25 protein-coding genes are annotated in these 26,066 nt (G+C 58.6%); 5 read left to right on the top strand and 20 right to left on the bottom strand.

The genetic code is table 11. From position 1 onward, the window contains the following. Window positions 1-9: 9 nt before the first annotated feature. The 13 genes from V3C40_RS18300 to mnmG form a co-directional block, all read right to left on the bottom strand. A complete protein-coding gene (locus tag V3C40_RS18300; RefSeq protein ID WP_034752707.1) occupies window positions 10-429 on the bottom strand; it encodes a F0F1 ATP synthase subunit epsilon in 420 nt (139 codons plus the stop codon). Between the two features lie 62 nt (window positions 430-491). Beyond that, window positions 492-1,892: a F0F1 ATP synthase subunit beta gene (gene atpD, locus V3C40_RS18295; protein ID WP_034752705.1), complete on the bottom strand. Its 1,401-nt coding sequence runs from the start codon at window positions 1,890-1,892 to the stop codon at window positions 492-494. Between the two features lie 29 nt (window positions 1,893-1,921). Further along, a complete protein-coding gene (gene atpG, locus V3C40_RS18290; RefSeq protein ID WP_072456005.1) occupies window positions 1,922-2,797 on the bottom strand; it encodes a F0F1 ATP synthase subunit gamma in 876 nt (291 codons plus the stop codon). 62 nt (window positions 2,798-2,859) lie between these two features. Then, window positions 2,860-4,401, bottom strand: coding sequence for a F0F1 ATP synthase subunit alpha (gene atpA, locus V3C40_RS18285; RefSeq protein WP_034752701.1), 1,542 nt, complete (start codon window positions 4,399-4,401; stop codon window positions 2,860-2,862). A gap of 78 nt (window positions 4,402-4,479) precedes the next feature. Next, entirely contained in the window at window positions 4,480-5,025 is a 546-nt protein-coding gene (locus tag V3C40_RS18280; RefSeq protein WP_034752699.1) for a F0F1 ATP synthase subunit delta, read from the bottom strand. 2 nt (window positions 5,026-5,027) lie between these two features. After that, window positions 5,028-5,498 (bottom strand): F0F1 ATP synthase subunit B, encoded by a 471-nt coding sequence (locus V3C40_RS18275; protein ID WP_034752697.1) that lies wholly within the window; start codon window positions 5,496-5,498, stop codon window positions 5,028-5,030. 43 nt (window positions 5,499-5,541) lie between these two features. Continuing rightward, window positions 5,542-5,820, bottom strand: coding sequence for a F0F1 ATP synthase subunit C (gene atpE, locus V3C40_RS18270; protein WP_034752695.1), 279 nt, complete (start codon window positions 5,818-5,820; stop codon window positions 5,542-5,544). Window positions 5,821-5,879: 59 nt separating this feature from the next. Then, window positions 5,880-6,689, bottom strand: a complete 810-nt coding sequence (gene atpB / locus V3C40_RS18265) for a F0F1 ATP synthase subunit A (RefSeq protein WP_046681851.1) — start codon at window positions 6,687-6,689, stop codon at window positions 5,880-5,882. Window positions 6,690-6,740: 51 nt separating this feature from the next. Beyond that, window positions 6,741-7,109: an ATP synthase subunit I gene (locus V3C40_RS18260; RefSeq protein WP_034752692.1), complete on the bottom strand. Its 369-nt coding sequence runs from the start codon at window positions 7,107-7,109 to the stop codon at window positions 6,741-6,743. Window positions 7,110-7,379: 270 nt separating this feature from the next. Further along, window positions 7,380-8,267, bottom strand: coding sequence for a ParB/RepB/Spo0J family partition protein (locus tag V3C40_RS18255; protein WP_034752690.1), 888 nt, complete (start codon window positions 8,265-8,267; stop codon window positions 7,380-7,382). 64 nt (window positions 8,268-8,331) lie between these two features. After that, window positions 8,332-9,102, bottom strand: a complete 771-nt coding sequence (locus tag V3C40_RS18250) for a ParA family protein (protein ID WP_034752687.1) — start codon at window positions 9,100-9,102, stop codon at window positions 8,332-8,334. Between the two features lie 158 nt (window positions 9,103-9,260). Next, on the bottom strand, window positions 9,261-9,905 hold the full coding sequence (gene rsmG / locus V3C40_RS18245; RefSeq protein ID WP_331778196.1) for a 16S rRNA (guanine(527)-N(7))-methyltransferase RsmG: 645 nt from the start codon (window positions 9,903-9,905) through the stop codon (window positions 9,261-9,263). Continuing rightward, window positions 9,902-11,839, bottom strand: a complete 1,938-nt coding sequence (gene mnmG / locus V3C40_RS18240; RefSeq protein ID WP_331778195.1) for a tRNA uridine-5-carboxymethylaminomethyl(34) synthesis enzyme MnmG — start codon at window positions 11,837-11,839, stop codon at window positions 9,902-9,904. Before mnmG ends, rsmG begins: the two co-directional genes overlap by 4 nt. A gap of 328 nt (window positions 11,840-12,167) precedes the next feature. Between mnmG and V3C40_RS18235 the strand changes: the two genes are divergently transcribed. The 4 genes from V3C40_RS18235 (at window position 12,168) to V3C40_RS18220 (ending at window position 14,938) form a co-directional block, all read left to right on the top strand. Beyond that, on the top strand, window positions 12,168-12,488 hold the full coding sequence (locus tag V3C40_RS18235) for a DMT family transporter (protein ID WP_331778194.1): 321 nt from the start codon (window positions 12,168-12,170) through the stop codon (window positions 12,486-12,488). A gap of 11 nt (window positions 12,489-12,499) precedes the next feature. Then, a complete protein-coding gene (locus tag V3C40_RS18230) occupies window positions 12,500-12,859 on the top strand; it encodes an NADH-quinone oxidoreductase subunit A (protein WP_139092060.1) in 360 nt (119 codons plus the stop codon). 85 nt (window positions 12,860-12,944) lie between these two features. After that, window positions 12,945-14,102, top strand: a complete 1,158-nt coding sequence (locus V3C40_RS18225) for an iron-containing alcohol dehydrogenase (RefSeq protein WP_331778193.1) — start codon at window positions 12,945-12,947, stop codon at window positions 14,100-14,102. A gap of 44 nt (window positions 14,103-14,146) precedes the next feature. Next, window positions 14,147-14,938, top strand: coding sequence for an EAL domain-containing protein (locus V3C40_RS18220; protein ID WP_331778192.1), 792 nt, complete (start codon window positions 14,147-14,149; stop codon window positions 14,936-14,938). Between the two features lie 46 nt (window positions 14,939-14,984). Here V3C40_RS18220 and V3C40_RS18215 read toward each other — a convergent pair whose 3' ends face one another. The 7 genes from V3C40_RS18215 to V3C40_RS18185 all read right to left on the bottom strand — a co-directional run bounded on the left by V3C40_RS18215 (window position 14,985) and on the right by V3C40_RS18185 (window position 23,720). Next, window positions 14,985-17,045, bottom strand: a complete 2,061-nt coding sequence (locus tag V3C40_RS18215; protein ID WP_331778191.1) for a 3-hydroxybutyrate oligomer hydrolase family protein — start codon at window positions 17,043-17,045, stop codon at window positions 14,985-14,987. A 76-nt stretch (window positions 17,046-17,121) separates the two neighbouring features. After that, entirely contained in the window at window positions 17,122-18,102 is a 981-nt protein-coding gene (locus V3C40_RS18210) for a branched-chain amino acid ABC transporter permease (protein WP_034752665.1), read from the bottom strand. A gap of 31 nt (window positions 18,103-18,133) precedes the next feature. After that, window positions 18,134-19,018, bottom strand: coding sequence for a branched-chain amino acid ABC transporter permease (locus tag V3C40_RS18205; protein WP_034752662.1), 885 nt, complete (start codon window positions 19,016-19,018; stop codon window positions 18,134-18,136). A 159-nt stretch (window positions 19,019-19,177) separates the two neighbouring features. Continuing rightward, window positions 19,178-20,386, bottom strand: a complete 1,209-nt coding sequence (locus V3C40_RS18200; protein WP_072456017.1) for an ABC transporter substrate-binding protein — start codon at window positions 20,384-20,386, stop codon at window positions 19,178-19,180. Window positions 20,387-20,462: 76 nt separating this feature from the next. Further along, the gene (locus tag V3C40_RS18195) at window positions 20,463-21,191 is read right to left on the bottom strand and encodes an ABC transporter ATP-binding protein (RefSeq protein ID WP_034752656.1); all 729 of its coding nucleotides are present in this window, start codon (window positions 21,189-21,191) and stop codon (window positions 20,463-20,465) included. Beyond that, the gene (locus V3C40_RS18190) at window positions 21,191-21,961 is read right to left on the bottom strand and encodes an ABC transporter ATP-binding protein (RefSeq protein WP_034752653.1); all 771 of its coding nucleotides are present in this window, start codon (window positions 21,959-21,961) and stop codon (window positions 21,191-21,193) included. The genes V3C40_RS18195 and V3C40_RS18190 overlap by 1 nt, the downstream gene beginning before the upstream one ends. Window positions 21,962-22,094: 133 nt before the next feature. After that, complete coding sequence (locus V3C40_RS18185; protein ID WP_331778190.1) at window positions 22,095-23,720, bottom strand: GMC family oxidoreductase; 1,626 nt, start codon at window positions 23,718-23,720, stop codon at window positions 22,095-22,097. A 1,463-nt stretch (window positions 23,721-25,183) separates the two neighbouring features. Here V3C40_RS18185 and V3C40_RS18180 point away from each other — a divergent pair. Next, a complete protein-coding gene (locus V3C40_RS18180) occupies window positions 25,184-25,960 on the top strand; it encodes a 5'-methylthioadenosine/adenosylhomocysteine nucleosidase (RefSeq protein WP_331778189.1) in 777 nt (258 codons plus the stop codon). Window positions 25,961-26,066 lie beyond the last annotated feature (106 nt).

Below are 26,066 nucleotides of genomic sequence, written 5' to 3'. Positions count from 1 at the left end.
GCGCAGTGATTACATCTTGCGCAGCTTCTGGATCGCTGCCAGTTGCGCAATTGCGCTGGCCAGCTCGGCTTGCGCTTGCGCGTAGTCGATGCCCGAATCCTTGTTGTGGATATTTTCTTCCGCCAACTTCTTCGCTTCCAGCGCTTTCGCTTCGTCGAGGTCGTGACCGCGGATCGCGGTATCGGCCAGAACGGTCACGGTATCCGGTTGCACTTCCAGCAGGCCGCCGGCAACGAAGACGAACTCTTCTTCAGCCTGGCCGACTACCTTGATGCGGACCGCGCCCGGACGGATGCGGGTAATCAAAGGCGTGTGGCGTGGGTAGATACCCAGCTCGCCCTGTTCACCCGGCAACGCGACGAATTCTGCTTCGCCTGAAAAAATCAGTTCTTCAGCGGAAACCACGTCAACGTGAATTGTGTGTGCCATGTGTGTCCTATCGGGTTGAAGAACCCCGCCTTCTGAGGGGCGGGGTTAGGCCCAGACTTAACTTAGTTAAGTTTCTTGGCTTTTTCGATTGCTTCTTCGATCGTGCCGACCATGTAGAACGCTTGTTCCGGCAGGTGATCGAGTTCGCCCGAAGCGATCATTTTGAAGCCCTTGATCGTGTCTTTGAGCGAAACGTATTTACCAGGCGCGCCGGTAAAGACTTCAGCGACGTGGAAAGGCTGCGACAGGAAACGCTGCATCTTACGTGCGCGGGCGACCAGCAGTTTGTCTTCCGGTGCCAGCTCGTCCATACCCAGAATCGCGATAATGTCGCGCAATTCCTTGTAGCGTTGCAGGGTCGTTTGCACGGCACGCGCGGTGTCATAGTGCTCTTGACCAACGATCAACGGATCCAGCTGACGCGAGGTCGAATCCAGTGGGTCCACGGCTGGGTAGATACCCAGGGAAGCGATGTCACGCGACAGCGCAACGGTCGAATCCAAGTGAGCAAACGTGGTAGCAGGCGACGGATCGGTGTAATCATCGGCTGGAACGTAGACGGCCTGGATCGAGGTGATCGAACCGGTCTTGGTCGACGTAATACGCTCTTGCAGACGGCCCATTTCTTCAGCCAGGGTCGGTTGGTAACCCACAGCCGACGGCATACGGCCCAGCAGTGCCGATACTTCGGTACCAGCCAGCGTAAAGCGGTAGATGTTGTCGACGAAGAACAGAACGTCCTTGCCTTCATCACGGAACGATTCAGCGATCGTCAGGCCGGTCAGCGCAACGCGCAGACGGTTACCTGGCGGTTCATTCATCTGACCGTAGACCATCGCGACTTTGGAGTTCTCCGGGTTTTCCAGATCGACCACTTTCGCGTCAGCCATCTCGTGGTAGAAGTCGTTACCTTCACGAGTACGCTCACCAACACCGGCGAACACGGACACGCCGCTGTGCGCTTTGGCGATGTTGTTAATCAGTTCCATCATGTTCACGGTCTTGCCTACGCCAGCGCCGCCGAACAGACCGACTTTACCGCCTTTTGCAAACGGGCAAACCAGGTCGATCACCTTGATGCCGGTTTCCAGCAGTTCTTGCGATGGCGACAGTTCGTCGTATGCGGGAGCCGTGCGGTGGATCGACGCGATCTGCTCGTGCGACACGGGGCCGCATTCGTCGATCGGGTTGCCCAGCACGTCCATGATGCGACCCAGGGTTGCTTTACCGACTGGCACCATGATTGGTTTGCCGGTGTTCTGGATCATCATGCCGCGACGCAGGCCATCGGACGAGCCGAGTGCAATGGTACGGACAATGCCGTCGCCCAACTGCTGTTGTACTTCCAGGGTCAGTTCCGAGCCTGCCATCTTCAAGGCATCAAATACCTTAGGCATCGCGTTGCGGGGAAACTCAACGTCCACCACAGCGCCGATACACTGAACGATTTTGCCATCAGCCATGTTCGTTCCTTCAATATAGTTAAATTCGTTTAAACCGCAGCCGCACCGGCGACGATTTCGGAGAGTTCTTTGGTAATCGCAGCTTGGCGGGTCTTGTTGTAGATCAGCTTCAATTCGCCGATCACACTACCCGCGTTGTCGCTTGCAGCTTTCATCGCGACCATCCGTGCCGATTGCTCGGACGCCAGATTCTCCGCGACTGCCTGGTACACCAGCGCTTCTACATAGCGCTCCAGCAATTCGTCGATGATGCTTTGTGCATCCGGCTCGTAGATGTAATCCCACGAGTGTGCGCTCTTGTCGGCGACCATCTTGTCGGCCGTCAGGGGCAGCAATTGCTCCACGACTGGTTCCTGTTTCATCGTGTTGATGAATTTGGTGTAGCACAGGTACACTGCATCGATCTTGCCTGCCTGGAACTCTTCGAGCATGACCTTGACGGGTCCGATCAGTTTGTCCAGGTGGGGCGTATCACCGGTCTGAATGGCAGAGGCGACGATCTTGACGCCGATGCGATTCAAAAAACCCAAACCCTTGTTACCGATGGCAACTGCTTCAACCCGGTTGCCAGCTGCTTCCAGCTCGCGCGACTTCGACGTCACCTGGCGCAGGATGTTGGTGTTCATGCCGCCGCACAGACCTTTGTCGGTCGTGACAACGATGAAACCCACTGCCTTCGCTTGCGTACCCTGGGCAGCTGCCAGGAACGGGTGCGTGTATTCCGGATTGGCGGTCGCCAGATTGGCGGCGATATTCCGAATCTTGTCACTGTAGGGACGAGCGGCCCGCATCCGGTCTTGCGCCTTGCGCATTTTGGACGCGGCGACCATTTCCATCGCCTTGGTGATCTTCTTCGTATTCTCTACGCTCTTGATCTTGCCTCGTATCTCTTTGCTTGATGCCATGAGTCCTTACTCCTTCTGCGCGTAGGGCGGCGCCTCACTCGAGGTGGGCGCCGCCTGGCCGCTTAATATGCGCCGGATTTCTTGAAATCAGCAATGGCCGCCGACAGAGTTGCTTCGCTGTCTTTGTCGAGTTGCTTGGTTTCTTCGATCTTGGCCAGCAGAGCAGCTTGCTTGGTCTTCATGTAAGCGTGGACACCAGCTTCGAACGACAGCACTTGCTTGACTGGCACGTCGTCCATGAAGCCTTTGTTCACCGAGAACAGCGATACGGCCATCAGCGAGATCGACAGTGGCGAGTATTGGGCTTGCTTGAGCAATTCCGTTACGCGGGCACCACGGTCCAGCTGCTTGCGGGTCGATTCATCGAGGTCCGAAGCGAACTGCGCAAACGCGGCCAGTTCACGGTACTGCGCCAAGTCGGTACGGATACCGCCGGACAGGTTTTTGATGACCTTGGTCTGGGCGGCGCCACCGACGCGCGATACGGAAATACCGGCGTTAATTGCAGGACGGATACCGGCGTTGAACAGCGAGGTTTCCAGGAAGATCTGACCGTCGGTAATCGAAATCACGTTGGTTGGAACGAATGCGGACACGTCGCCAGCTTGCGTTTCAATGATCGGCAGTGCCGTCAGGGAACCGGTCTTGCCTTTGACAGCGCCGTCGGTGAACTTCTCGACGTAGTCGGCGTTCACGCGTGCTGCGCGTTCCAGCAGGCGGCTATGCAGGTAGAACACGTCGCCTGGGTACGCTTCGCGACCTGGTGGACGGCGCAGCAGCAGCGAGATTTGACGGTATGCAACAGCTTGTTTGGACAGATCATCGTAGACGATCAGTGCATCTTCACCGCGGTCACGGAAGTATTCGCCCATGGCGCAACCGGAGTACGGCGAGATGTATTGCATGGCGGCCGATTCCGAAGCGGAAGCGGCGACAACGATGGTGTATTCCATCGCGCCGTGCTGTTCCAGCGAGCGCACGATGTTCTTGATCGACGAGGCTTTTTGGCCAATCGCGACGTAGATACATTTCATGCCCTGGCCTTTTTGATTGATGATCGCATCAATCGCCACAGCCGACTTGCCGGTTTGACGGTCGCCGATGATCAGTTCGCGCTGGCCGCGGCCAACTGGAACCATCGCATCGATCGACTTCAGGCCGGTTTGCATCGGTTGCGAAACGGATTCACGGGCGATCACGCCCGGTGCGATTTTTTCAATCGCGGCCGTCAATTTGGTTTCGATGGCGCCTTTGCCGTCGATCGGCTGACCCAGCGCGTTGACAACGCGGCCGAGCAGCTCAGGACCGACTGGCACTTCCAGAATGCGGCCGGTGCATTTCACCGTGTCGCCTTCGGAGATGTGCTCGTAGGCACCCAGAATCACGGAACCGACGGAGTCGCGTTCCAGATTCATTGCCAGGCCAAACGTGTTGCCTGGGAATTCCAGCATCTCGCCTTGCATCACGTCCGACAAACCGTGGATGCGGCAGATACCGTCGGCGACGGAAATAACCGTGCCTTGATTACGCACTTCAGCGCCGCCGTCAAGACCTTGGATCCGGCTCTTGATCAACTCGCTGATTTCAGATGGGTTGAGTTGCATACTAACTCCTAAAAGTGTTTCTCTCAGCTTGCGCGAGGGGTAAGGGTCTGTCTAAGCTGGCCTGCCGAAGCGCGTGTCTTACGACACCAGTGCAGCGTGCAGTTGCTGCAACTTGGCGCGCACCGAGGTATCGAGCACCTGGTCGCCAACGACCACGCGCACGCCGCCGAGCAGCGATGGATCTACTGTGACGGCAGGGTTGAGCTTACGACTGAATTTCTTTTCCAGCGTTGCGACCAGCTCGGCCGTTTGGCCTTCGCTCAGATCGAAAGCGCTCGTGATCTCGGCGTCAGCCGCACCTTCCAGGCCATTTTTCAAGGCATGGAATTGCGCGCCGATTTCCGGCAGCAGGCTGATGCGGCCATTTTCGATCAACATCGTGACGAAGTTTTTCACTTCCTCATTGAGCGGCGATTTCAACAACGACAGGATGGTGGCGGCGACGTCGCTTTCCGAAACTTTCGGATTGCGCGCGTACGCCTGTACCTCGGGGTGGCTACCGATCTGTGCCAGTTCGGACACCAGCTCGGACCACGCCGCGAGGTTGCTTGACTCCTTACCAGCTTGGGCTACGCGGAACAAAGCTTCCGCGTAGGGACGGGCGACGGTTGCGAGTTCTGCCATGATTACAGCTCGACAGCAAGACGCTGCAACATTTCGGCGTGAGCCGTAGCGTTAACTTCACGCTTCAAGATCTGCTCGGCACCCTTGACAGCCAGGTCAGCCACCTGAGCGCGCAATTGTTCGCGTGCTTTCGACAGTTGCTGTTCGGCGTCCGACTGGGCTTGCGCAATGATACGCGCAGCTTCAGCTTGTGCATTTTGCTTGATCTCTTCAGCAACCAGCTGCGCGCGCTTTTCAGCGTCCGCAACGCGTTGCGACGCTTCTTCACGTGCACTGTTCAATGCCTCTTGCGCACGCTTTTCAGCGACTGCCATCGAAGCTTGACCTTGATCGGCCGCAGCCAATCCATCCGCGATTCGTTTGGCACGCTCATCCAGCGCATTGTTCAGCGCTGGAAATACGAACTTCATCGAGAACCAGACCAACACCGCGAAGGTGATCATCTGGCCGATGAGCGACATATTGATGTCCATACCTTTGCTCCTAACTAAAAGTTTCTCCTAGGGTTGGAGCGAATTACTGAGCAACAGCCGTCAGAGCGGACAGGAACGGGTTAGCGAACGTGTACAGCAGAGCAACACCAACGCCGATCATCGAAATAGCATCCAGCAGACCAGCGATAACGAACAGTTTGGTTTGCAGTTGTGGCATCAGTTCTGGTTGACGTGCCGAAGCTTCCAGGAATTTGCCACCCAAGATAGCGAAGCCCAGAGCGGTGCCGATTGCGGCCAGGCCGATGATGATTGCTGCTGCCAGAACGGTCATGCTTTGTACTTGTGCGATCAGAGCTTGCATAAAATTCTCCTAAATTTAAAAACGAAAGATACTAAAAAAACAAAATATAAAGTTAATGATTAATGTTTCTCAACCGCAAGGCTCAGATACACAACCGTCAACGCCATAAACACAAAAGCTTGCAAAGTTACAATCAAGATATGGAAAATTGCCCATGGACCACCCAACGCCCACTGTGCCCACCAAGGCAACAACGCGATCAAGATGAAAATCAGTTCGCCGGCATACATATTGCCGAACAGTCGCAGCGACAGGGAGATCAGTTTTGCAACCAGCTCAACCATTTGCAGCAAGAAATTGACAGGTGCCAGGGCGATCGTGCCGATCAGGCCGCTCGCATGGAACGGTGCCGTGAACAGTTCCTTGATCCAGCCGCCCAGGCCCTTGGCCTTGATCGAGAAGGCGATCACGCACAGCACGACCGACAGCGACATGGCGAAGGTGTGGTTGACGTCGGCGGTCGGCACGGCGCGCAGTTTATGCACGCCAAACCAGCTCAGAATCTTCGGCAACAGGTCAACCGGCAGGAAGTCCATCGCGTTCAGCAACCAGACCCACACAAAAATTGTGATGGCCAGCGGCGCGATGACCTTGCTTTTCGCGTGGAAGGCCCCATTAATAGTGTCATTGACGATTTCCATGACCATTTCGACGAAGTTTTGCAACTTGCCGGGGACACCAGCCGTCGCGCGGCGCGACGCCATATAGAAAACAGCCAGGAAAACAAAGCCCAGAATGGCCGAAATCCAGAACGTATCCAGATTGATCATGCCGTCGGCACTTCTCAGGTGGGCCAGATGGTGACTGATGTATTCTGTGGCGTTGGCCGGGGCAGCATGGCCCGCTTCAATAGCGTGTTCTGTGGTCATAATGAATTTAGATTTGTCGTTTCAGAGCTCAACAGGCCCCAAAACCAATGATTAAACAGCGAGCAATGAAAACCAGTATGCTAAGGTTGCCACCGCGAAACCCAAGATCAGCCATAACCAGGCGGCCGACTGAAACAACACCAGTGCCAATATAAACAGCACCGCTGTGATAAATATTTTCACCACTTCTGCGCGCAAATGCGCCCGGAATGCCTTATTGGCGTCGCTAGAACCGCGAACTACCAACAGGGCATACACCAGGCTACCGATGACTGCGATAGCGCCGCCGTATGCGGCGGACCAGCCTCTGACACTGCCACCGAAAAACAGGGTGACCGTGGCAAAACTGATAGCGATTGCTAGCTGCAAGGCAACTACTTTGTAGACTGGCTTGGCAATACTTTGTTGTGAATCACTCAATTGCCAAGTTCCCAGAAAAATCTACACACGCAAAGACACGGGATTATAGTTGGCTTTGATCTATAGAGTCAAACGTTGCTGCACCGCAGCAGGGCAATTGCTGCGTGAAACTGACGCTTTACCGACTATTCGCCGCCATTTGCACCACTATATGGCAAAGCCGCTTGTCTGGCCGCTCCCAGCCGTGTTATCAAGGAATCACGTGGTGCATCCGGAAAGCATGGCCCGATTGTCCACACCCGCATGGCCCCTGTCTTTGCAGCTTGCTATTTAACCACGCAAGCGGGTCAACAAACCATCCAGTACGTCAAGATCCGCAAAATCAATCACCAATTGGCCACGGCCCTTGTTGCCCATCTTGAACACCACGGGCGTGGCCAGCGCATCGGACAGCTCTTCTTCCAGGCGCGCGATGTCGCCCGACTTTTCCTTTTGCCGCGGCTCGACCGGGTTGGCCGCTTCCTCGACCGTGCGCGTGACAAGCTTTTCCGTTTCGCGCACGGACAGGCGCTTGGCCACAACCTGATTGGCCAGGGTGATCTGGCTGGCCGCATCGACGGCCAGCAGCGCGCGCGCATGGCCCATGTCGATATCGCCGGCCATCAGCATGGTTTGCACGGGAGCGGCCAGGTTCATCAAACGCAACAGGTTCGACACGGCGCTGCGCGAGCGTCCCAGCGCAGTGGCCGCTTGCTCATGCGTAAAACTGAAGTCGGCGATCAGGCGGTGAATGCCCTGCGCTTCTTCCAATGGATTGAGGTCTTCGCGCTGGATATTCTCGATCAGCGCCATGGCCGCGGCGGCCAGGTCGTCCACATCGCGCACCAGCACCGGCACTTCCGTCAGGCCGGCCAGTTGCGAGGCGCGGAAACGGCGTTCGCCGGCGATGATTTCATATTTGACAAGTCCGCTCAAGGTGTCTTGCCCGATCGGGCGCACCAGGATCGGCTGCATCAGCCCTTGCGCCTTGATCGAGGCGGCCAGTTCGTTCAAGGCCCCCTCGTCCATGCGCGTGCGCGGCTGGTATTTGCCCGCTTGCATTTGCGACACGGGCAAGTTCGACGGTTGATTTGTGTCCGGACTGGCGAAGTCGCCGCCACCGCCGCCCAACAGGGCGTCGAGTCCGCGACCCAGTCCTTTTAATTTTTTCGTAGCCATGCTGTCCTAATCGTGTTTTCAGAGTAAGCGCTCACACCATATTGTGCAGACGCTCGCCCCTTGTTTACATATGTTTGATGCGTTCGACCATCTCGGCGCCGAAGGCGATATACGCCTGCGCACCTTTCGAGCTCGGGTCGAAGGTCACGCCGGGCAAGCCGTACGACGGCGCTTCGGCCAGGCGGACGTTGCGCGGGATGATGGTGTTGAACACCTTGTCGCCGAAGTGCTGTTCCAGCTGGGCCGACACTTGTTGCGATAATGTCATGCGTGGATCGAACATCACGCGCAGCAGGCCGATGATCTTCAAGTCCGGGTTCAGATTGGCGTGCACCTTCTTGATGGTGTTGACCAGGTCGGACAAGCCTTCCAGCGCGTAGTACTCGCACTGCATCGGGATGATCACGCCATGCGCCGCGCACAGGCCGTTCAGGGTCAGCATCGATAATGCCGGTGGGCAATCTACCAGGATGAAATCGTATTCGCCGTCCACTTCGGCCAGCGCATCCTTGAGGCGGCGTTCGCGGTTGTCCAGTTCGACCATCTCCACTTCCGCGCCGGCCAGCTCGCGGTTCGACGGCAAGACATCGAAGCGCCCCGCTTCCGAACGCTGGCGTGCCGTCTTGACATCGGACTCGCCCAGCATGACTTCATAGGTCGACGCCTTCAGGCCGGCCTTGTTGATGCCGGCACCCATGGTCGCATTGCCCTGCGGGTCGAGGTCGACCAGCAGCACACGCTGGTTCAACTTGGCCAGACCGGCGGAGAGGTTGACGCTTGTTGTGGTTTTACCAACACCACCCTTTTGATTTGCTACACAAAAAATTTTGGCCATGTATCTTCTAGTTGTAAAGAGATGAAAACTTCATCACGCGCCCCGGCATTCGGCCGAAACGATTTATACTGTTTATTTCATTTATACGATATAAATCGTTTATACGGTTTATATTATTTATACCGTATAAACTGTTTATCTAATTTATTTTTTGACTTTTAAATTCTTGCTATAAAGACCAGATGACGCTCTGCATTTAGCCCTGGTACCTGAATTGCGCGTAATTCCGTCACTTTCCAGTCTGGCGGCAGCCGCTCTCTCTCGTCTGGTGGTGCCACCCCTTTCAAGGCGATGTATTGCCCGCCCTCGGCCAGCACGTGGTTCGACCAGTTGACGAAGTCGGACAGGTCGGCAAAGGCGCGCGAGGTAATCACGTCGAATTTCTGCTGCACTTCCAGCTGTTCCACCCGTTTCGTGTACACGCTGACGTTGCTCAGGCCCAGTTCCGCCTTCACTTGCGTCAAAAAAGCCGTCTTCTTGTGCACGGTATCGATCATCGACACCTTGATATCGGGCCGCGCGATGGCCAGGACCATGCCCGGCAAGCCGCCGCCGGCGCCCACGTCGAGCACATTCTTTGCATCCGCGAACGCCGGCACGGCGGCCAGCGAATCGAGCACGTGCAGGGTCAGCATCTGCAGGGGATCGCGCACCGACGTCAGGTTGTACACGCTATTCCATTTGGCCAGCAAGGCCAGGTAATCGAGCAGTTTTTCCGTCTGATCCGCGCTCAGGTCCAGCCCCAGCGCGGCGATGCCTTCATTCAAAATAGGGGCCAATGCGGCCCGGTCAAACTGCTTCATTCAACAACCTCGTCCTTTAAAGTGGTGGTGTGCGCGGCGCCAAAGCCGCGCTTTTTCAGGTGCACCAGCAGCAGCGAAATGGCCGCCGGCGTCACGCCCGAAATGCGCGATGCCTGGCCCAGGGTTTCCGGGCGCTGCTTGTCGAGTTTTTGCCGCACTTCGACCGACAGTGCGCCGATATCGAGGTAATTGAAACCTTCCGGCAAGGCCAGGTTTTCATAGTGTTCGTGGCGCTCGATTTCCTTGCTCTGGCGCTCGATGTAGCCCGCATATTTGAGCTGGATTTCCACCTGTTCGCGCACGGCGGGATCCATCACGCCGGGGCCGGCCAGGGCCTGGCCTTCCATGCCCGTCATGCTCATCAGGGTGTCGTAGGCGACGTTCGGGCGGCACAGCAGGTCCGCCAGCGAGTACTCGCGCTCGATGGCCTGGCCCACGATGCGTTCCGATTCGGCGGCCGCCAGGATGCGCGGATTGACCCACGTGGAACGCAGGCGCTGCAGTTCCAGCGCCACCGCCTCGCGCTTGGTCTCGAACGCTTGCCATTGGGCGTCGCCCACGCAGCCCAAAGCGCGGCCGATTTCCGTCAACCGCATGTCGGCATTGTCTTCGCGCAGGCTCAAACGGTACTCGGCGCGGCTGGTGAACATGCGGTACGGTTCCTGCACGCCCTGGGTGATCAGATCGTCGACCAGCACGCCCAGATAGGCCTCGGAGCGGCCGGGTATCCAGGCTTCCTTGTCCTGCGTCAGCAAGGCCGCATTCAGGCCCGCCAGCATGCCTTGCGCGGCCGCTTCTTCGTAACCGGTGGTGCCGTTGATCTGGCCTGCGAAGAACAGGCCGGCGACGGCCTTCGTTTCCAGCGACGCCTTCAAGCCGCGCGGGTCGAAATAATCGTATTCGATGGCGTAGCCGGGGCGCAGGATGTGGGCGTTTTCCATGCCCTTCATCGACTGCACCAGGGCGATCTGCACGTCGAACGGCAGGCTCGTGGAAATGCCGTTCGGATAGAACTCATGCGTCGTCAAGCCTTCCGGCTCGAGGAAGATCTGGTGCGATTCCTTGCCCGAGAAACGGTGGATCTTGTCTTCGATCGACGGGCAATAACGGGGGCCCACGCCTTCGATCACGCCCGTGTACATGGGGCTGCGGTCCAGGCCGGCGCGGATGATGTCATGCGTCTGGCTATTCGTGTGCGTGACCCAGCACGGCACCTGGCGCGGGTGCATGGCCGTGTTCCCCATCACGGAGAACACAGGCACGGGATCGAGGTCGCCCGCCTGTTCTTGCATGACGGAAAAGTCGATCGTACGGCCATCGATGCGCGGCGGCGTCCCCGTTTTCAAACGGCCCTGCGGCAGTTTCAGCTCTTTCAGGCGGGCCGACAGCGAGATGGCGGGCGGGTCGCCGGCGCGGCCAGCCGAATAATTATTCAAGCCCACGTGGATCTTGCCGTCGAGGAAAGTACCGGCCGTCAGCACGACGGCGCGCGCAAGAAACTTCAAGCCAATCTGCGTCACGGCGCCGACGACCCGGTCGCCTTCGACGATCAGGTCATCGACGGCTTGCTGGAACAGCCACAGATTCGGCTGGTTTTCCAGGCGTGTGCGGATGGCGGCCTTGTACAAAATACGGTCGGCCTGGGCGCGCGTGGCGCGAACTGCCGGGCCTTTCGAGGAATTCAGGATGCGGAACTGGATGCCGGATTCGTCGGTGGCAATCGCCATCGCGCCGCCCATGGCATCGACTTCCTTGACCAGATGGCCCTTGCCGATGCCACCGATGGAGGGATTGCACGACATCTGGCCCAGTGTCTCAATATTATGCGTGAGCAATAGCGTCTTCTGCCCCATGCGGGCGGAAGCGAGGGCCGCCTCGGTACCGGCGTGACCACCGCCGACAACGATGACGTCGAATTCTGTAGGAAATAACATGATAAATAGGTAACAGTGCAAGTAAAAATGCGGGAAGAGAGCTCCGATTATAGAGTCTTTTTGCAAGCGCAACCTTCCACGGGCCAATTTTTGCTTAATTTTTACTCAGCACGGGCATGTGAACGGCGATTTTTGTTTCACGTGGAACACGCAGCGGTGCCAGGACAGGGCCCGCGCTGGGGCTGCGGCGTCCGGCAATGTTTGCTACAATTGCCGCATCGTTCGCATCCGTGGCCACGCCTGTGGCCATCGTGACGATCATCCAGGAGGACGGCCTCCCCCATCATGGGAACACACCGGGACGGCCCGCTCTGTATAAGGAGCCGCCATGGCCTGGATACTATTACTCATTGCCGGCATGTTTGAAGTCGTGTGGGCATATTCGATGAAACTCTCCGAGGGTTTCACCAAACTCACTCCCTCCGTCCTTACCATCGTCATGATGATCGCCAGCTTCGGCTTGCTGTCGCTGGCCATGCGCACCCTGCCCCTGGGCACGGCCTATACGATCTGGACGGGCATCGGCGCCGTCGGCGCCTTTATCGTCGGCATCCTTTTTCTGGGCGAGCAAGTCAACACCATGCGCGTGTGCGCCGCCGTCCTCATCGTATGCGGCATCGTGCTGATGAAACTGTCATCGAGCCACTGAGAGGAATCCCCATGCTCCTCGAAAACTATTTTCCCGTCCTCCTGTTCATTCTGATCGGCATCCTCGTCGGCATCGTGCCCATGCTGCTGGGCCGCGCGCTCGGTCCGCACAAACCGGATGCACAAAAACTGTCGCCGTACGAATGCGGCTTCGAGGCATTCGGCGACGCCCGCATGAAGTTCGACGTCCGCTTCTATCTGGTCGCCATCCTGTTCATCCTGTTCGATATCGAGGTGATCTTCTTGATGCCGTGGGCGGCCAACGTCAACGAACTGGGCCTGGTCGGTTTCTGGGCCGTCATGGGCTTTCTCGCCGTGCTGACCATCGGACTAGTGTATGAGTGGAAAAAAGGCGCGCTGGACTGGGAGTAAGAGACGGATCTGGTTCCACGTGAAACAGGCGCGGGACTGGAAAGCGGAGTAAGCTTGGCTTCTGTCCTCACTGTCAGGAGTCTGCATGTCCGCCTTCCAGTTTCGCACCGTGCCCCATCTGATCGTTGAACCGGGCGCCGCCGCCCAACTGGGCACGCACATCGCCCACCACTTCCCCAGCGTGCGCCGCGCCCTGCTCGTCACCGATGCGGGCTTTTTGCGCACGGGTCTGGCCGATGCCTCCCTGCACAGCTTGCAGGCGGCCGGCATCGAAGTCCACGTCTTTTCCGACGTGCAAGCCGATCCGCCCGAAGCCGTCGTGCTGGCCGGTGTGGCCCAGGCGCAGATGTTTCACGTGGAACTGATTATCGGCCTCGGTGGCGGCAGCTCGCTGGACGTGGCCAAGCTGATCGCCGTACTGGCGCCAGGCCACCAGGAACTGGCGCAACTGTATGGCATCGGCAATGTTCACGGCCAGCGCCTGCCCCTCGTGCAATTGCCGACCACGGCCGGCACGGGCTCGGAAGTGACGCATATCGCCATCGTCACCACGGGCGCCACCAGCAAGATGGGTGTGGTCGCGCCGCAACTGTATGCGGACCTGGCCATCCTCGACGCCAGCCTGACCCTGGGTTTGCCGCCCGCCGTGACGGCCGCCACCGGCATCGACGCCATGGTGCATGCGATCGAAGCGTACACCAGCCGCCTGCTGAAAAATCCCTTGTCCGACATGCTGGCCACCCAGGCGCTGTCGCTGCTGTCGAACAACCTGGTCACCGCCTGCCGCGATGGCAGCAACTTGCCGGCGCGCCAAGCCATGCTGCTGGGCGCCATGCTGGCCGGCCAGGCGTTTGCCAACGCGCCCGTCGCCGCCGTGCATGCGCTCGCCTATCCCATCGGGGGACTGTTCCACGTGCCACATGGCCTGTCGAATGCGCTGGTGCTGCCGCACGTGCTGCGTTTTAACTTGTCCCATGCGGCCCCGCTGTATGCGCAACTGGCGGCCATCCTACAGCCCGGCATCGTGGGCAGCGAGGAGGCAAGGGCCGTGGCCCTGATCGAGACCATGCAGGACATTGCCGTGGCCACCAGCATCGCGCGCACCCTGCGCGAGGTGGGCATCGCAGCCGGTGACTTGGACCGCCTGGCCGATGAAGCCATGCTGCAGACGCGCTTGCTGGGCAACAATCCCCGGCCCGTTACCCGCGGCGACGCGCGCGCCATCTATGCGGCCGCACTGTGAGCCAGCAGACGGAGTCCGCCACCCCACCCTGCTACACTGCCGCCATGACGCCTCCCGACATCCCCATCCATCCTGACAGCACCAGCTTTCCATACGGTGCCTGTGCCGGCTGCCACGACAGCGCGCCGCTGCCGTTCGCCTTCGAGTATGCATATCAGCCCATCGTCGACCTGGCCACGCGCAGCATTTATGCGCACGAGGCGCTGGTGCGCGGCCCCAACGGCGAAAGCGCGGCCAGCGTGCTGGCGCAAGTGAACGACGACAACCGCTACCGCTTCGACCAGGCTTGCCGCGTCAAGGCCGTGGCCGGTGCCGCCAGGCTGGGCATGCAGGGATTTCTGTCGATCAACTTTCTGCCCAACGCCGTCTACCGTCCTGAAGTGTGCATCCGCAGTACCCTGGAAGCGGCCAAGCTCCATCGCTTCCCTACCGACAAAATCATCTTTGAAGTGACGGAGGGCGAACGGGTGCAAGACCGTCCGCATCTGGTCGAGATCTTCCGCGCCTACCGGCGCTTCGGCTTCCAGACGGCCATCGACGATTTCGGCGCCGGCTATGCGGGCTTGAACTTGCTGGCCGAATACCAGCCTGACATCATCAAGATCGACATGGATTTGGTGCGCGGCATCGATACGCATGCGCCGCGCCAGGCCATCGTGCGGGCCATCGCCAGCCTGTGCCATGAACTCGGTATCCGCGTGCTGGCCGAAGGCATCGAGACGCGCGCCGAGCGCGATTTTCTTTCCGACTGCGGCATTTTCCTGATGCAGGGCTACTGGTTTTCCAAGCCGGTCTTCCAGGGACTCGGTCACATCGCCGAGTCGGCCTGGGAATAAAAACGGCCACGTGAAACGTGGCCGCAGCTTATACATACGATATAGCCTAGTTGGGAATATCGACGACAGTCCTCGTCACGCTGATGACATTGCCGGGCGCCGGCGCCGTAGCGATCGCTGGCACGTTGACATTCGTGATCAGGGTCGACGCATCGGCACGCGTCACCGTGCGCACCACCTGCGATGGCGGCAGAGCTTGCTTGGCATTCAAATGCGCATACATGGCGTCGAGTGCCCGGTTCAGGTACACGTGCAGCGGCACGATCAGGGTCGGCAAGGCATTGCTGAAGGAATCGAAGTGGTTCGCATTGGTCACCTCGATATAGCGCAGCTTGCTATTACCCCCTTCCACGGCGGCGTTCAGGCCCAGATAGGCACGCGACGCGTGATTGACGGGAATCAGGGTATCGCTGCGGCCGTGCACGATGATGGCCGGCTTGCCGTTCAATTTGCCGCTGGCCGCGACCTCGGCCATGCCTGCCCGCACGCGCACGCTTTGCGTGGCCAATGTTCCCTGCAGGTTGGCGCCGCTGACGGTGTCGCGCCCCGTCGCCAGGCTGCGCAGGCACAGGAAGCCGTCGAGCGACTGGTCCGCCAGGCTGTTTGACGGCGACACGCCGGCCGTGTAGACCTTGGCGCCGCCCACGCTGTTCTCGTACACGACATTGCCGAGGATGCCGTTTTGCGCGGCGAAGCTGGCCGCCTTTTGTGCCGACGTGAACGCGATCGGATTGCCGCTGCCGTCCGTCTGCGCAAACGTGAAACCGCACACTCTATCAGTCACGGAGAATTTTCCATAGGCATACGCATACGTGACGGCCACGAGGATGTTCGTGCCCGCGTGCGCTGCCTGCAGCGGATCGGAATCAAGCAACCAGCCATACGCGCGCAAGCGCTGCTTGGCGTCCGCCTGCTGCGCCGCCAGGTCGGTGCCGTTCAATAAGCCCTTGGCGACGAGCGCCGTGCAGCGTTCCGCATTGCCGGCCACGGAAGCGATGCACGGCTGATACAGGGCAGCATAGGTGGCGTAGTCGAACAGCGCACGGCCGGGATTGGCGACCGCCGCCCCGCCCTGGCGCACGGTGTAGGCGCTCGATGCCGCCGGCTGGACTTGCGGCTCGCTGGCCGCCACGCCGCTGATCAAGCCCTTGCTATCCTGCTCCGCCGCTAGCAAGGCCGAGCCGGCGCCGTTGGAAATGCTCGAGGCGATAGTGATGGTGTTCTTCGGCGTCAGCCGCACGATGCGCGAACTGCCGTCGCGGGCCAGCACGCCGTAGCGCTCGTTCAACACGTAATACGCCATCTCGACGGCCTGCAAGGTGACCTTGCCCCAGTCCTTCTCCGGATTTTGCTGCGAGTGCGCATGCTTGAAGGCGATGCGGTTCGGGTTGGTGCCAGTCCAGGCCAGCCGCTCGGCGTCGCTCAGGTCCGGCGCGAAGAGCGCATTCTTGCCGGCGGTCACCCTGCCAGCGCGCAGGCCGTTCTGCAGGTTGACGCTGTCGTCCTCGAACACATACAAGCCCGTGCCGGAACCCTTGTCGGCATACGCCACGGCGCAGCCTTTTTTCAAGCCCCATTCACCGGAGCTGCCGATGGCGCCGTAGATGCCGCGCGAGCCGCTCGACGTGCCCGTGACGATGCAGGCATGGTCGGGGTCGAAGCTGGCCGGTACCTGCACCATCAGGGTGACATTCTTCTTGCCCGTGCCATCATCGGCATAGGCGATGTATTCACTGCCCGCGACCAGGCCCTCGCCCGTACCCACGTTGCCGGACGCATCCACGTTCGGTCCGTACAGGGTGCCGTAGCCGCTGTTGGCGGCAATGTCGAGCACGGCCCGGTAATTGGCGTAGATGGCATTGCGGCGCAGTTCAAGCGGCGTCGGCTGTTCCACGTTCGCATACGCGGGAGTTGCTCCCGCCAGCCCCGTCTTGCCCAGGCCAGCCGTCAGCAGATCGTTCGTCTTGCCGTCGTAGTCGGCCCGCGTGATGGTGCCCAGGTAGCCGGGCATCTGGTTCAGTTCTTCCGGCGCATGGTTGCTGCCGCAGGCTGCCAACGCCAGCACGGTGCACAGACTGCTCCCCGCGCGCATGATCGTCATTTGCATGGTGGTACTCTCCGTTGAAGTAACAGTGGACGCACAATGAAAAACGCCGGACGATCCGTCCGGCGTTGCTTGAAAATCAGACCGCGGCTTTGGCAGCCCTGCCGCCGAAGCGCGCGATGGCTTCGCCGACAATACCTCGCCGGAACATCAGCACGCAGATGACGAAGATCACGCCCGTCACCATGCCCACCGATTCGCCCAGGGTGCCGAACCATTCGATGCCCGTGTGCGTGGCCAAATAGGTACCGACATCGCCCAGCTTGTTTTCCAGCGCAATAATCAGCACGGCGCCAAGGATGGGGCCGGACAAGGTGCCCATGCCGCCCACCAGAGTCATCAGCACAACCAGGCCCGACATGCCCCAGTAGACATCGGTCAGGGTTTCAAAGCCCAGCACCAGGGTCTTGGTGGCGCCGGCCAGTGCGGCCAGGGAAGCAGACAACACGATGGCCATCAGCTTGTACTTGTTGACGTCGTAGCCGAGCGAGATGGCGCGCGGTTCGTTTTCCTTGATCGCCTTGAGCACCTGGCCGAACGGCGAGTGGATGGTGCGCACGATCAGGGCGAAGCCGGCGACAAAAATGGCCAGCACGACGTAGTACAAGACGGTGTCGTTGCCCAGATCTATCGTGCCGAGCAAGGTTCCACGTGGAACACCCTGCAAGCCATCCTCGCCGCCCGTGAACGGCAGCCGCAGGGCCAGGAAGTACACCATCTGCGCCAGCGCCAGGGTGATCATCGTAAAGTAGATACCCTGGCGGCGGATCGCCAGGCCGCCGATCACCAGGCCCAGCAAGGCACCCGTGGCGACACCAGCCAGCAAACCGAGTTCCGTTGGCCAGCCCCAGGTGCGCAGCGCGTAACCGGTGACATAGCCCGCGCCGCCGAAGAAGGCCGCATGGCCGAACGATAGCAAGCCCGTATAGCCGATCAGCAAGTTGAAAGCGCAGGCAAACAGGGCAAAGCACAGCAACTTCATCAGGAAGACGGGATAGCCGTAAAACGGGGCCGCCAACGCCAGCAGCAAGGCAATGGCGTAGCCTACATTCTTATTCATCGTGGTAGCTCCAATACATGACTGATGAGGATTACTTTTCTTTGCCGAACAGGCCGGCGGGACGCAGCAGCAGCACGATGACCATCACCACGAACACCACGGTGGCCGAGCCTTCCGGGTAGAACACGCGGGTCAGGCCCTCGATCACGCCCAGGCCCAGGCCTGTCAGGATGGAGCCCATGATGGAACCCATGCCGCCAATCACCACCACGGCAAACACGACGATGATCAGGTTCGAGCCCATCAGCGGCGAAACCTGGATGATCGGCGCCGCCAGCACGCCGGCGAAACCGGCCAGCGCCACGCCGAAGCCGAACGTCAACGTCACCATCAGCGGCACGTTGATGCCGAACGCTTCGACCAGTTTCGGGTTTTCCGTGCCTGCCCGCAGGTAGGCCCCTAATTTGGTTTTTTCGATGACGAACCAGGTGGCCAGGCACACGGAGAGCGAGGCGATCACGACCCAGGCGCGGTAATTCGGCAAGATCATGAAACCGAGGTCCGTCGCGCCGGCCAGCGCTTCGGGCACGGCATACGGCTGGCCCGAGACGCCATAGAAGGAGCGAAACACGCCTTCCATGATCAGGGTGATGCCGAAGGTCAGCAGCAAGCCATACAGGTGGTCGAGTTTATACAGCCAGCGCAGCATGGTCTTTTCGATCAGGATGCCGACCAGGCCGACGAGGATTGGGGCGATGACCAGCATGGCCCAGTAATTGATGTCGAAATAGCTGAGGCCCATCCAGGCCAGGAAGGCGCCCATCATGTACATGGCGCCGTGCGAGAAATTAATAACGTTAAGCAAGCCGAAGATGACGGCCAGACCGAGGGACAACATGGCATAGAACGAGCCGTTGACAAGACCCAGCAGCAGCTGGCTCATCATCGCTTGTATTGGAACGCCGAAAATTTCCATGGCATCACAGTATAAAAAGCACCGCCGGATAGCGGTGTGGTATCAAGGGAAACGCGCCACCGCAAACGGGTGCGGCGGCGCAAGGCGAACCCTGCGGGCAAAGCATGCAGGACAGAGCGCCCGCGCGCAGGCGGGCACTCTGTGGAGGTTGCTACAGCGTTACTTCCACAGCGAACACTTCGACTCGGCCTTGGTCACATATGCTTGCGCGCCGGGCACGGTGGCGACCACCTTGTAGTAATCCCATGGGTATTTCGACTCGGACGGTTTCTTCACTTCCATCAAATACATATCGTGCACCATGCGGCCATCGGGACGCACTTCGCCATTCTGGGTGAACATGTCGTTGATCTTGGTCTTTTTCAGGTAGGCCATGACCTTCTCGGTGTCATCCGTACCGATCGCCTTGACGGCTTTCAGGTAGTTGGCCGCCGCCGAATAGTCGGCCGCCTGCAGCATCGATGGCTCTTTCTTCATCTTGGCGAAATAACGTTTCGACCAGGCGCGCGTGTCCGCATTCAAGTCCCAGTACCAGCCATCCGTCAGGTACATGCCCTGCGTCAGGTTCAGGCCCAGCGAATGGATGTCATTGATGAAGATCAGCAAGCCGGCCAGTTTCATCGATTTCGTCAAGCCGAACTCGTTCGCCGCCTTGATGCTGTTGATGGCGTCGCCACCGGCATTGGCCAGGCCGAGGATTTGCGGCTTGGCCGATTGCGCCTGCAGCAGGAAGGACGAGAAATCCGAAGCACCCAGCGGATGCTTGACGCTGCCCAGCACCTTGCCGCCGGCCGCCTTGACGACTTCGGCCGTATCTTTTTCCAGCGAGTGGCCGAACGCATAATCGGCCGTCATGAAATACCAGTTCTTGCCGCCCTGCTTGACGATGGTGCCGCCTGTGCCGCGCGCCAGCGCCACCGTGTCGTAGGCGTAATGCACGGTGTACGGCGTGCACTCTTCATTCGTCAGGCGCGAGGAGCCGGCGCCGATGGCGATGAAGATTTTTTTCTTTTCCGCCGCGACCTTGGCCATGGCCAGGCTGGCGCCGGAATTGGTGCCGCCGATCAGCATGTCGACGCCCTGCTGGTCGAACCATTCGCGCGCTTTCGAAGCGGCAATGTCGGCCTTGTTTTGATGGTCGGCGGAAATGAATTCCACCTTTTTGCCGGCCAGTACGACGCCGGCATCGGCGATCGCCATCTTGATGGCTTCCGCGCCGCCGAGGCCGTCGACGTCGGAATACACGCCCGACATGTCGGAAATAAAACCGATCTTGATGGTGTCGCCCGATACCTGGGCGTGCGCGGCGGCGGAAAAGCCCAATGCGCAAAGAGTGGCGGTGGCAATGGCGATAGCGTTACGTTTCATAGTGTCTCCGTTGGGATTATTGTTTGCTATTCAGACGATTGCTGGTCGATGACGAGTAAAACGCACTACATGGGGACTACACGCCAAGCAGCTCGGTCAATACCGGCATCTTGGCCTCCAGTTCGGATGCAGCAAAAGTCTCGACGATCTGACCGTGCTCCATCACATAAAACCGGTCCGCCAGCGGCGCGGCAAACCGGAAATTCTGTTCCACCATGACAATGGTGTAGCCCTTCGCTTTCAGGGTGGTGATCATGCGCGCCAGCCCTTGCACGATGACGGGCGCCAGGCCTTCGGATATTTCATCAAGCAGCAGCAAACGCGCGCCTGTGCGCAGGATGCGCGCCACGGCCAGCATCTGCTGTTCCCCGCCCGACAGGCGCGTTCCCTGGCTATGCCGACGTTCCTGCAAGTTCGGGAACATGGCGTAGATTTCCTCCACCGACATGCCCTTCTCGCCGCTGGCCAGGGTCGGCGGCAGCAGCAGGTTTTCCTCGGTCGACAGCGAGGAAAAAATACCGCGCTCTTCGGGACAATACCCGATGCCCAGGTGGGCGATTTTGTGCGTGGCCAAACCTATCGCTTCGACGCCGTTGACTTTGATGGAACCCGTGCGCGCGCCCGTCAAGCCCATGATGGCGCGCAAGGTGGTCGTGCGGCCGGCGCCGTTGCGGCCCAGCAAAGTGACCACTTCTCCCTGCGCCACTTTCAGGTTCACGTCGTGCAGGATGTGCGATTCACCATACCAGGTGTGCAGTTGCGTAATTTCCAGCGCAGGTGCGCCGCCATTCACTTGTGTCGCCATCAATGCGCCCCTTCCAGTTCCGCGTGGGTGGTGCCCATGTACGCTTCCATCACTTGCGGATTGCGCGACACTTCCGCGTAACTGCCTTCGGCCAGCATGGCGCCGCGCTGCAGGACGGAAATCTTGTCGCAGATGCCAGAGACCACGCTCATATTGTGTTCCACCATCAAAATCGTGCGGCCAGCCGACACTTTTTTGATCAGTTCCGTCACGCGGTGAACGTCCTCGTGGCCCATGCCCTGCGTCGGTTCGTCGAGCAGCATCATTTCCGGTTCCATCGCCAGGGTCGTGGCAATTTCCAGCGCCCGCTTGCGCCCGTAGGGCATGTCGACCGTGATGGTATCGGCAAACTCCGTCAGGTCGACCTCGGCCAGCAAGGCCATGGCACGGTCGTTGAGCTGGTTCAATGCCCGTTCGCTTTGCCAGAAGTGGAACGAGGTACCGAGCTGGCGCTGCAAGCCGATACGCACATTCTGCAGCACGGACAAATGAGGGAAGACGGCGGAAATCTGGAAGGAGCGGATCACGCCCATGCGCGCGATCTGGGCCGGTTTGGCGGCCGTGATATCTTTCCCATTGAACAGGATCTGTCCGGAAGTGGGGACCAGGAATTTGGTGAGCAAGTTAAAACACGTGGTCTTGCCGGCGCCGTTCGGACCGATCAAGGCGTGGATATGGCCGCGCTCTACCTTCAGGTTCACGTCGCTCACAGCGGTGAAACCCTTGAATTCCTTGGTCAAATTTCTTGTTTCCAAGATTACGTTTGACATCGTGTCTCCTAGTTGTACTTTTTGTACTACTTAGTCATTTTTATAATACACAACTTAAATTTAACGCACAATACAGTATAACTACGGGGATTTTTCGCCAGCCCGAATGGCGCAAACTCGCAAGTTTGCCCCGCTATTTCCAGGCCGCGTGTATCATTTGCGCCGCTTTTTCCGCGATCATCACCGTGGGCGAGTTCGTGTTACCAGAAGTAATGTACGGCATGATCGAGGCATCGACGACGCGCAAGCCCGCCACGCCGATCACGCGCAACTGGCTGTCGACCACGCTCGAGGCATCGCTGGCCAATCCCATGCGGCAAGTGCCCACCGGGTGGAAGATGGTGGTGCCGATCTGGCTGGCCGCCTGCGCCAGTTCTTCCTGGCTCTGGAATTGCACGCCGGGCTTGTATTCTTCCGGCGCAAATTTTTTCAGGGCCGGCGCTGCGGCGATGGCCCGCGTCAGGCGCAAGGCGTCGGCCGCCACGGCGCGGTCCTGCTCCGTACTGAGGTAATTGGGCATAATCTTTGGCGCCGCATAGCTGTCGGCCGATGCGATCTGCACGTGGCCGCGCGACGTGGGGCGCAGATTGCAGACGCTGGCCGTAAACGCGGGAAACGCGTGCAAGGGTTCGCCGAATTTGTCGAGCGACAAGGGCTGCACGTGGTATTGCAAATTCGGCGTGGCTTGCTGCGGATCGGACTTGGCGAACGCCCCCAGCTGCGATGGCGCCATCGACATGGGCCCGCTCTGGAACAACGCATATTGCAAGCCGATCTGCATCTTGCCCAGCATATTGCCCGCCATGATGTTCAGCGTTTTCACGCCCTGCACTTTAAAGACCATGCGCAACTGCAGGTGGTCCTGCAAATTGCCGCCCACGCCAGGAGCGTCCAGCACGGGCGCGATGCCATGCTGCTGCAGCAAGGCGGCTGGGCCGATGCCGGACAATTGCAGCAATTGCGGCGAACCGATGGCGCCCGCCGTCAGCAAGGTTTCCCGTTTAGCCGTCGCCTGCCACTGCGTGCCGCCGCCCGTAAATACGATGCCCGTGCAACGGGGCCCCGACTCCGAAGTCTCAAGCAACAGGCGTTCCACGTGGCAGCCCGTCATGATGGTCAGATTCGGGCGGCGCGATGCCGGTTTCAAAAATGCTTTCGAGGTATTCCAGCGGATGCCGCGGCGCTGGTTGACGTCGAAATACGCGCTGCCGCTATTGTCGCCGCCATTGAAATCGCTGGTTTTCGGGATGCCGACTTGCTGCGCCGCATCGCGGAACGCGTTCAGGATATCCCATGACAGCCGCTGTTTTTCCACGCGCCACTCGCCGCCCACGCCATGGTTTTCCGAGGCGCCGCCGTAATAATCCTCGCTTTGCTTAAATAGCGGCAAGACCTTGTCCCAGCGCCAGGAAGCGTCGTCCGTCAGGTCGGCCCAGTGGTCGTAATCGCCGGCCTGGCCCCGCATATAGATCATGCCGTTGATGGAAGAACTGCCGCCGAGCACCTTTCCGCGTGGATAGATCAGGCTGCGCCCGCCCAGTCCCGCGTCCGCCTGCGTGGAATACAGCCAGTCCGTGCGGGGATTGCCGATGCAATGCAGATAGCCGACGGGGATGTGGATCCACACGTAATCGTCCTTGCCGCCCGCTTCCACGAGCAAAACGTTGGCGTCCTTGTCGCGTGTAAGCCGGTTGGCCAGCACGCAACCTGCCGTGCCGCCGCCCACGATGATGTAGTCGTATTCGCCTGCCGATTCCAATGAAGCTCCTTTCGGTATGCCATCAAGCTGTCGCGCGGCGTGTCTCCCCACCGCGTTCCGCTACCAGAGTCTGTCTTTCTTCATGCATGCATGGCTGCTGAGCCGCCTTGAGATTACCACCAGTGCCGAACCAGGGCGACATTAATCGTTGCCTGGGATACGAACAAGCGTCACGGCAAGGTAAAAAAGCATCAAACCAGGGGCGGCAAGCTGTGGATAACCGTATGGATATCCACAGGGACGATATGTGTGTAAACGAAAATTTTTTTCAGCGGCTTTTTTTTGTCCAGAAACCGTCCCAGGCAGATACAACCCTTACTCAGCGCTTATCCGCACGCCAAGCGATTGTTTACAAGGATAAATCGGGACTTATCCACAGAAGATGCCGCCGTTAACTACTATTACTATTCTTGTATACGAACTTGTTAAGGTAAACCCGACAGCGCACGCTTTGCCTGCCCTACGCCTTAGCGAACCTCCGCAAGCCTGTCTTCAAAAAAAGCTGAGCAACAGCGTTGGCTGACAAAAAAAATCGAGCCGACAACTGAGCGACGAAAACCGGCACGGCCGGCATCACGCACACAACACTGCCAAACCGTTTTGCAAAATGGAAACGTCAACAGACCTGAACAGGCACAGTGCCAGCAAGCGGTTCGATGTCGAAAAAAGGGGAATGTGAAACGATTGTGGATAAGTCACTTGATATCCACAGGATGACTTGTGCGTAAACACGAACTTTTGCACAGGCCCGCATTTTATACAATTTTGCTCCTCGCGTGATACAGCGATTATGCACGCTTTATTTTGCGTGTAAACGATTGATCCTGTTGAAAAAAAGCGACTTATCCACAGAAAAAAACGCGTTTACTATTACTACTATTTTTATATATAGATCTATTGTAAACCGACAAAAAAAGCGGAAGTCCGGGGATATTTCCAAAAAGCACGCCAAACCGTCAAAAAAAAAAACCAACGGCGACATCGCGACCCACTGCCAAACCGTCTTCCAGGAATCAACTCGACGCTCATGTCAGTGAAAGAACAACGCTCGTGCCCGCTCACTGTTGATTGGCAGACATAGGTATATGCCAACGAAACACGTCAAACATGCCACTACAGCAAGAAAAGCCACGATGTTTGGGTGCTGGTGTGGATAAGTGCCTGCATATCCACAGGATGAGATGTGGGAAAAGTCGATCTTTGTCCACAAGCCAATTTTTATCCCAAACAAGTCCTCCGTGGATACAATGCTTGTGCGCCTACTTTTTTGTGCGCTAAGTCGATGATTTTTCGATGGTATACCGACTTATCCACAAAAAAATGGCCGTTTACTATCACTACTATTTTTATGTATACATCTTTATTTAAAACACAGAGACAAACGCGAACGGTGGAAAAGTCGCCGAAACGGCTGTTTTCACCATGTAAACCGTTTTGCAATCCCAAAAACCTGTAAAAACAGCATGCATACACATAAAAAAATGCGTTTAGGCATCATCAGTGCCTTGCACGAAGAACAGCAGGGGCTGGTAGAAGCCATGCAAGGCCCCCAGAGGCATTCGCACGGCATGCGCGACTACACCCTGGGAACCCTGTGGAATATCGACGCTGTGTGCGTCCTGTCGCGTCTGGGCAAGGTTGCCGCTGCCATGACAGCTTCTATCCTTGTGGAAAAGTACGGAGTTACCCACATCGTCTTCACCGGCGTGGCCGGCAGCGGGGATAAACACGTGAAAGTGGGCGATATCGTCGTGGCCGAAGCGCTGCTGCAGCACGATATGGACGCTCGCCCTTTGTTTCCCCGCTTTGAAGTGCCATTGACTGGCCTGCAGCGCTTTGCCACGGACCTGGAACTGAGCACGCAACTGGCAGCCGCGGCGGAAGATTTCCTGCGTGACGATGTGTCCAGCGTGCTCAAGGCGGCCGATATCGCGGCATTTGGCTTGCAGCACGCGCGAGTGCACCGCGGCCTGCTCGCCAGCGGCGACCAGTTCATCAGCAACGCCGCGCATCTGAACCAGCTCAAAGTAGATATCCCCGACTTGCTGGCCGTCGAAATGGAAGGCGCCGCCGTGGCGCAAGTGTGTTTTGAACTGGGCGTGCCGTTTACGGTCATGCGCACCATTTCCGACAACGCCAACGAAGAGGCGGCCGTCGACTTCATGCGTTTCGTGCAAACCGTCGCTTCGCCGTATGCGTATACGGTAATCCAGCAATTGTGCCAGCGTCTGGCTGGCTGATTTTCAGCTAGCGTGCATAAAAAAAGGGCAGAACCACTGGTTCTGCCCTTCTTATTTCGATACAAAGGAGCCTGAAAAATGTTCAGGGCTAGGCGCCTTGCCGCAG

This window comes from Janthinobacterium sp. LS2A, from assembly GCF_036543145.1.
In the GTDB taxonomy this organism is placed as follows: domain Bacteria; phylum Pseudomonadota; class Gammaproteobacteria; order Burkholderiales; family Burkholderiaceae_D; genus Janthinobacterium; species Janthinobacterium aestuarii.
This window is presented reverse-complemented; position numbering and strand designations above follow the sequence as displayed.

Bases quoted from the DNA above. Each gene is read 5' to 3' on its own strand.
- V3C40_RS18235 (WP_331778194.1), top strand. From the start codon at position 12,168: ATGGCCTGGATACTATTACTCATTGCCGGCATGTTTGAAGTCGTGTGG.
- V3C40_RS18195 (WP_034752656.1), bottom strand. From the start codon at position 21,191: ATGGCGACACAAGTGAATGGCGGCGCACCTGCGCTGGAAATTACGCAA.
- atpD (WP_034752705.1), bottom strand. From the start codon at position 1,892: ATGGCTGATGGCAAAATCGTTCAGTGTATCGGCGCTGTGGTGGACGTT.
- V3C40_RS18300 (WP_034752707.1), bottom strand. From the start codon at position 429: ATGGCACACACAATTCACGTTGACGTGGTTTCCGCTGAAGAACTGATT.
- V3C40_RS18200 (WP_072456017.1), bottom strand. From the start codon at position 20,386: ATGAAACGTAACGCTATCGCCATTGCCACCGCCACTCTTTGCGCATTG.
- V3C40_RS18210 (WP_034752665.1), bottom strand. From the start codon at position 18,102: ATGAATAAGAATGTAGGCTACGCCATTGCCTTGCTGCTGGCGTTGGCG.
- atpB (WP_046681851.1), bottom strand. From the start codon at position 6,689: ATGACCACAGAACACGCTATTGAAGCGGGCCATGCTGCCCCGGCCAAC.
- V3C40_RS18275 (WP_034752697.1), bottom strand. From the start codon at position 5,498: ATGGACATCAATATGTCGCTCATCGGCCAGATGATCACCTTCGCGGTG.
- V3C40_RS18230 (WP_139092060.1), top strand. From the start codon at position 12,500: ATGCTCCTCGAAAACTATTTTCCCGTCCTCCTGTTCATTCTGATCGGC.
- V3C40_RS18225 (WP_331778193.1), top strand. From the start codon at position 12,945: ATGTCCGCCTTCCAGTTTCGCACCGTGCCCCATCTGATCGTTGAACCG.
- V3C40_RS18205 (WP_034752662.1), bottom strand. From the start codon at position 19,018: ATGGAAATTTTCGGCGTTCCAATACAAGCGATGATGAGCCAGCTGCTG.
- V3C40_RS18255 (WP_034752690.1), bottom strand. From the start codon at position 8,267: ATGGCTACGAAAAAATTAAAAGGACTGGGTCGCGGACTCGACGCCCTG.
- atpA (WP_034752701.1), bottom strand. From the start codon at position 4,401: ATGCAACTCAACCCATCTGAAATCAGCGAGTTGATCAAGAGCCGGATC.
- V3C40_RS18180 (WP_331778189.1), top strand. From the start codon at position 25,184: ATGCATACACATAAAAAAATGCGTTTAGGCATCATCAGTGCCTTGCAC.
- mnmG (WP_331778195.1), bottom strand. From the start codon at position 11,839: ATGTTATTTCCTACAGAATTCGACGTCATCGTTGTCGGCGGTGGTCAC.
- V3C40_RS18190 (WP_034752653.1), bottom strand. From the start codon at position 21,961: ATGTCAAACGTAATCTTGGAAACAAGAAATTTGACCAAGGAATTCAAG.
- V3C40_RS18280 (WP_034752699.1), bottom strand. From the start codon at position 5,025: ATGGCAGAACTCGCAACCGTCGCCCGTCCCTACGCGGAAGCTTTGTTC.
- atpG (WP_072456005.1), bottom strand. From the start codon at position 2,797: ATGGCATCAAGCAAAGAGATACGAGGCAAGATCAAGAGCGTAGAGAAT.
- atpE (WP_034752695.1), bottom strand. From the start codon at position 5,820: ATGCAAGCTCTGATCGCACAAGTACAAAGCATGACCGTTCTGGCAGCA.
- V3C40_RS18220 (WP_331778192.1), top strand. From the start codon at position 14,147: ATGACGCCTCCCGACATCCCCATCCATCCTGACAGCACCAGCTTTCCA.
- rsmG (WP_331778196.1), bottom strand. From the start codon at position 9,905: ATGAAGCAGTTTGACCGGGCCGCATTGGCCCCTATTTTGAATGAAGGC.
- V3C40_RS18250 (WP_034752687.1), bottom strand. From the start codon at position 9,102: ATGGCCAAAATTTTTTGTGTAGCAAATCAAAAGGGTGGTGTTGGTAAA.
- V3C40_RS18215 (WP_331778191.1), bottom strand. From the start codon at position 17,045: ATGCAAATGACGATCATGCGCGCGGGGAGCAGTCTGTGCACCGTGCTG.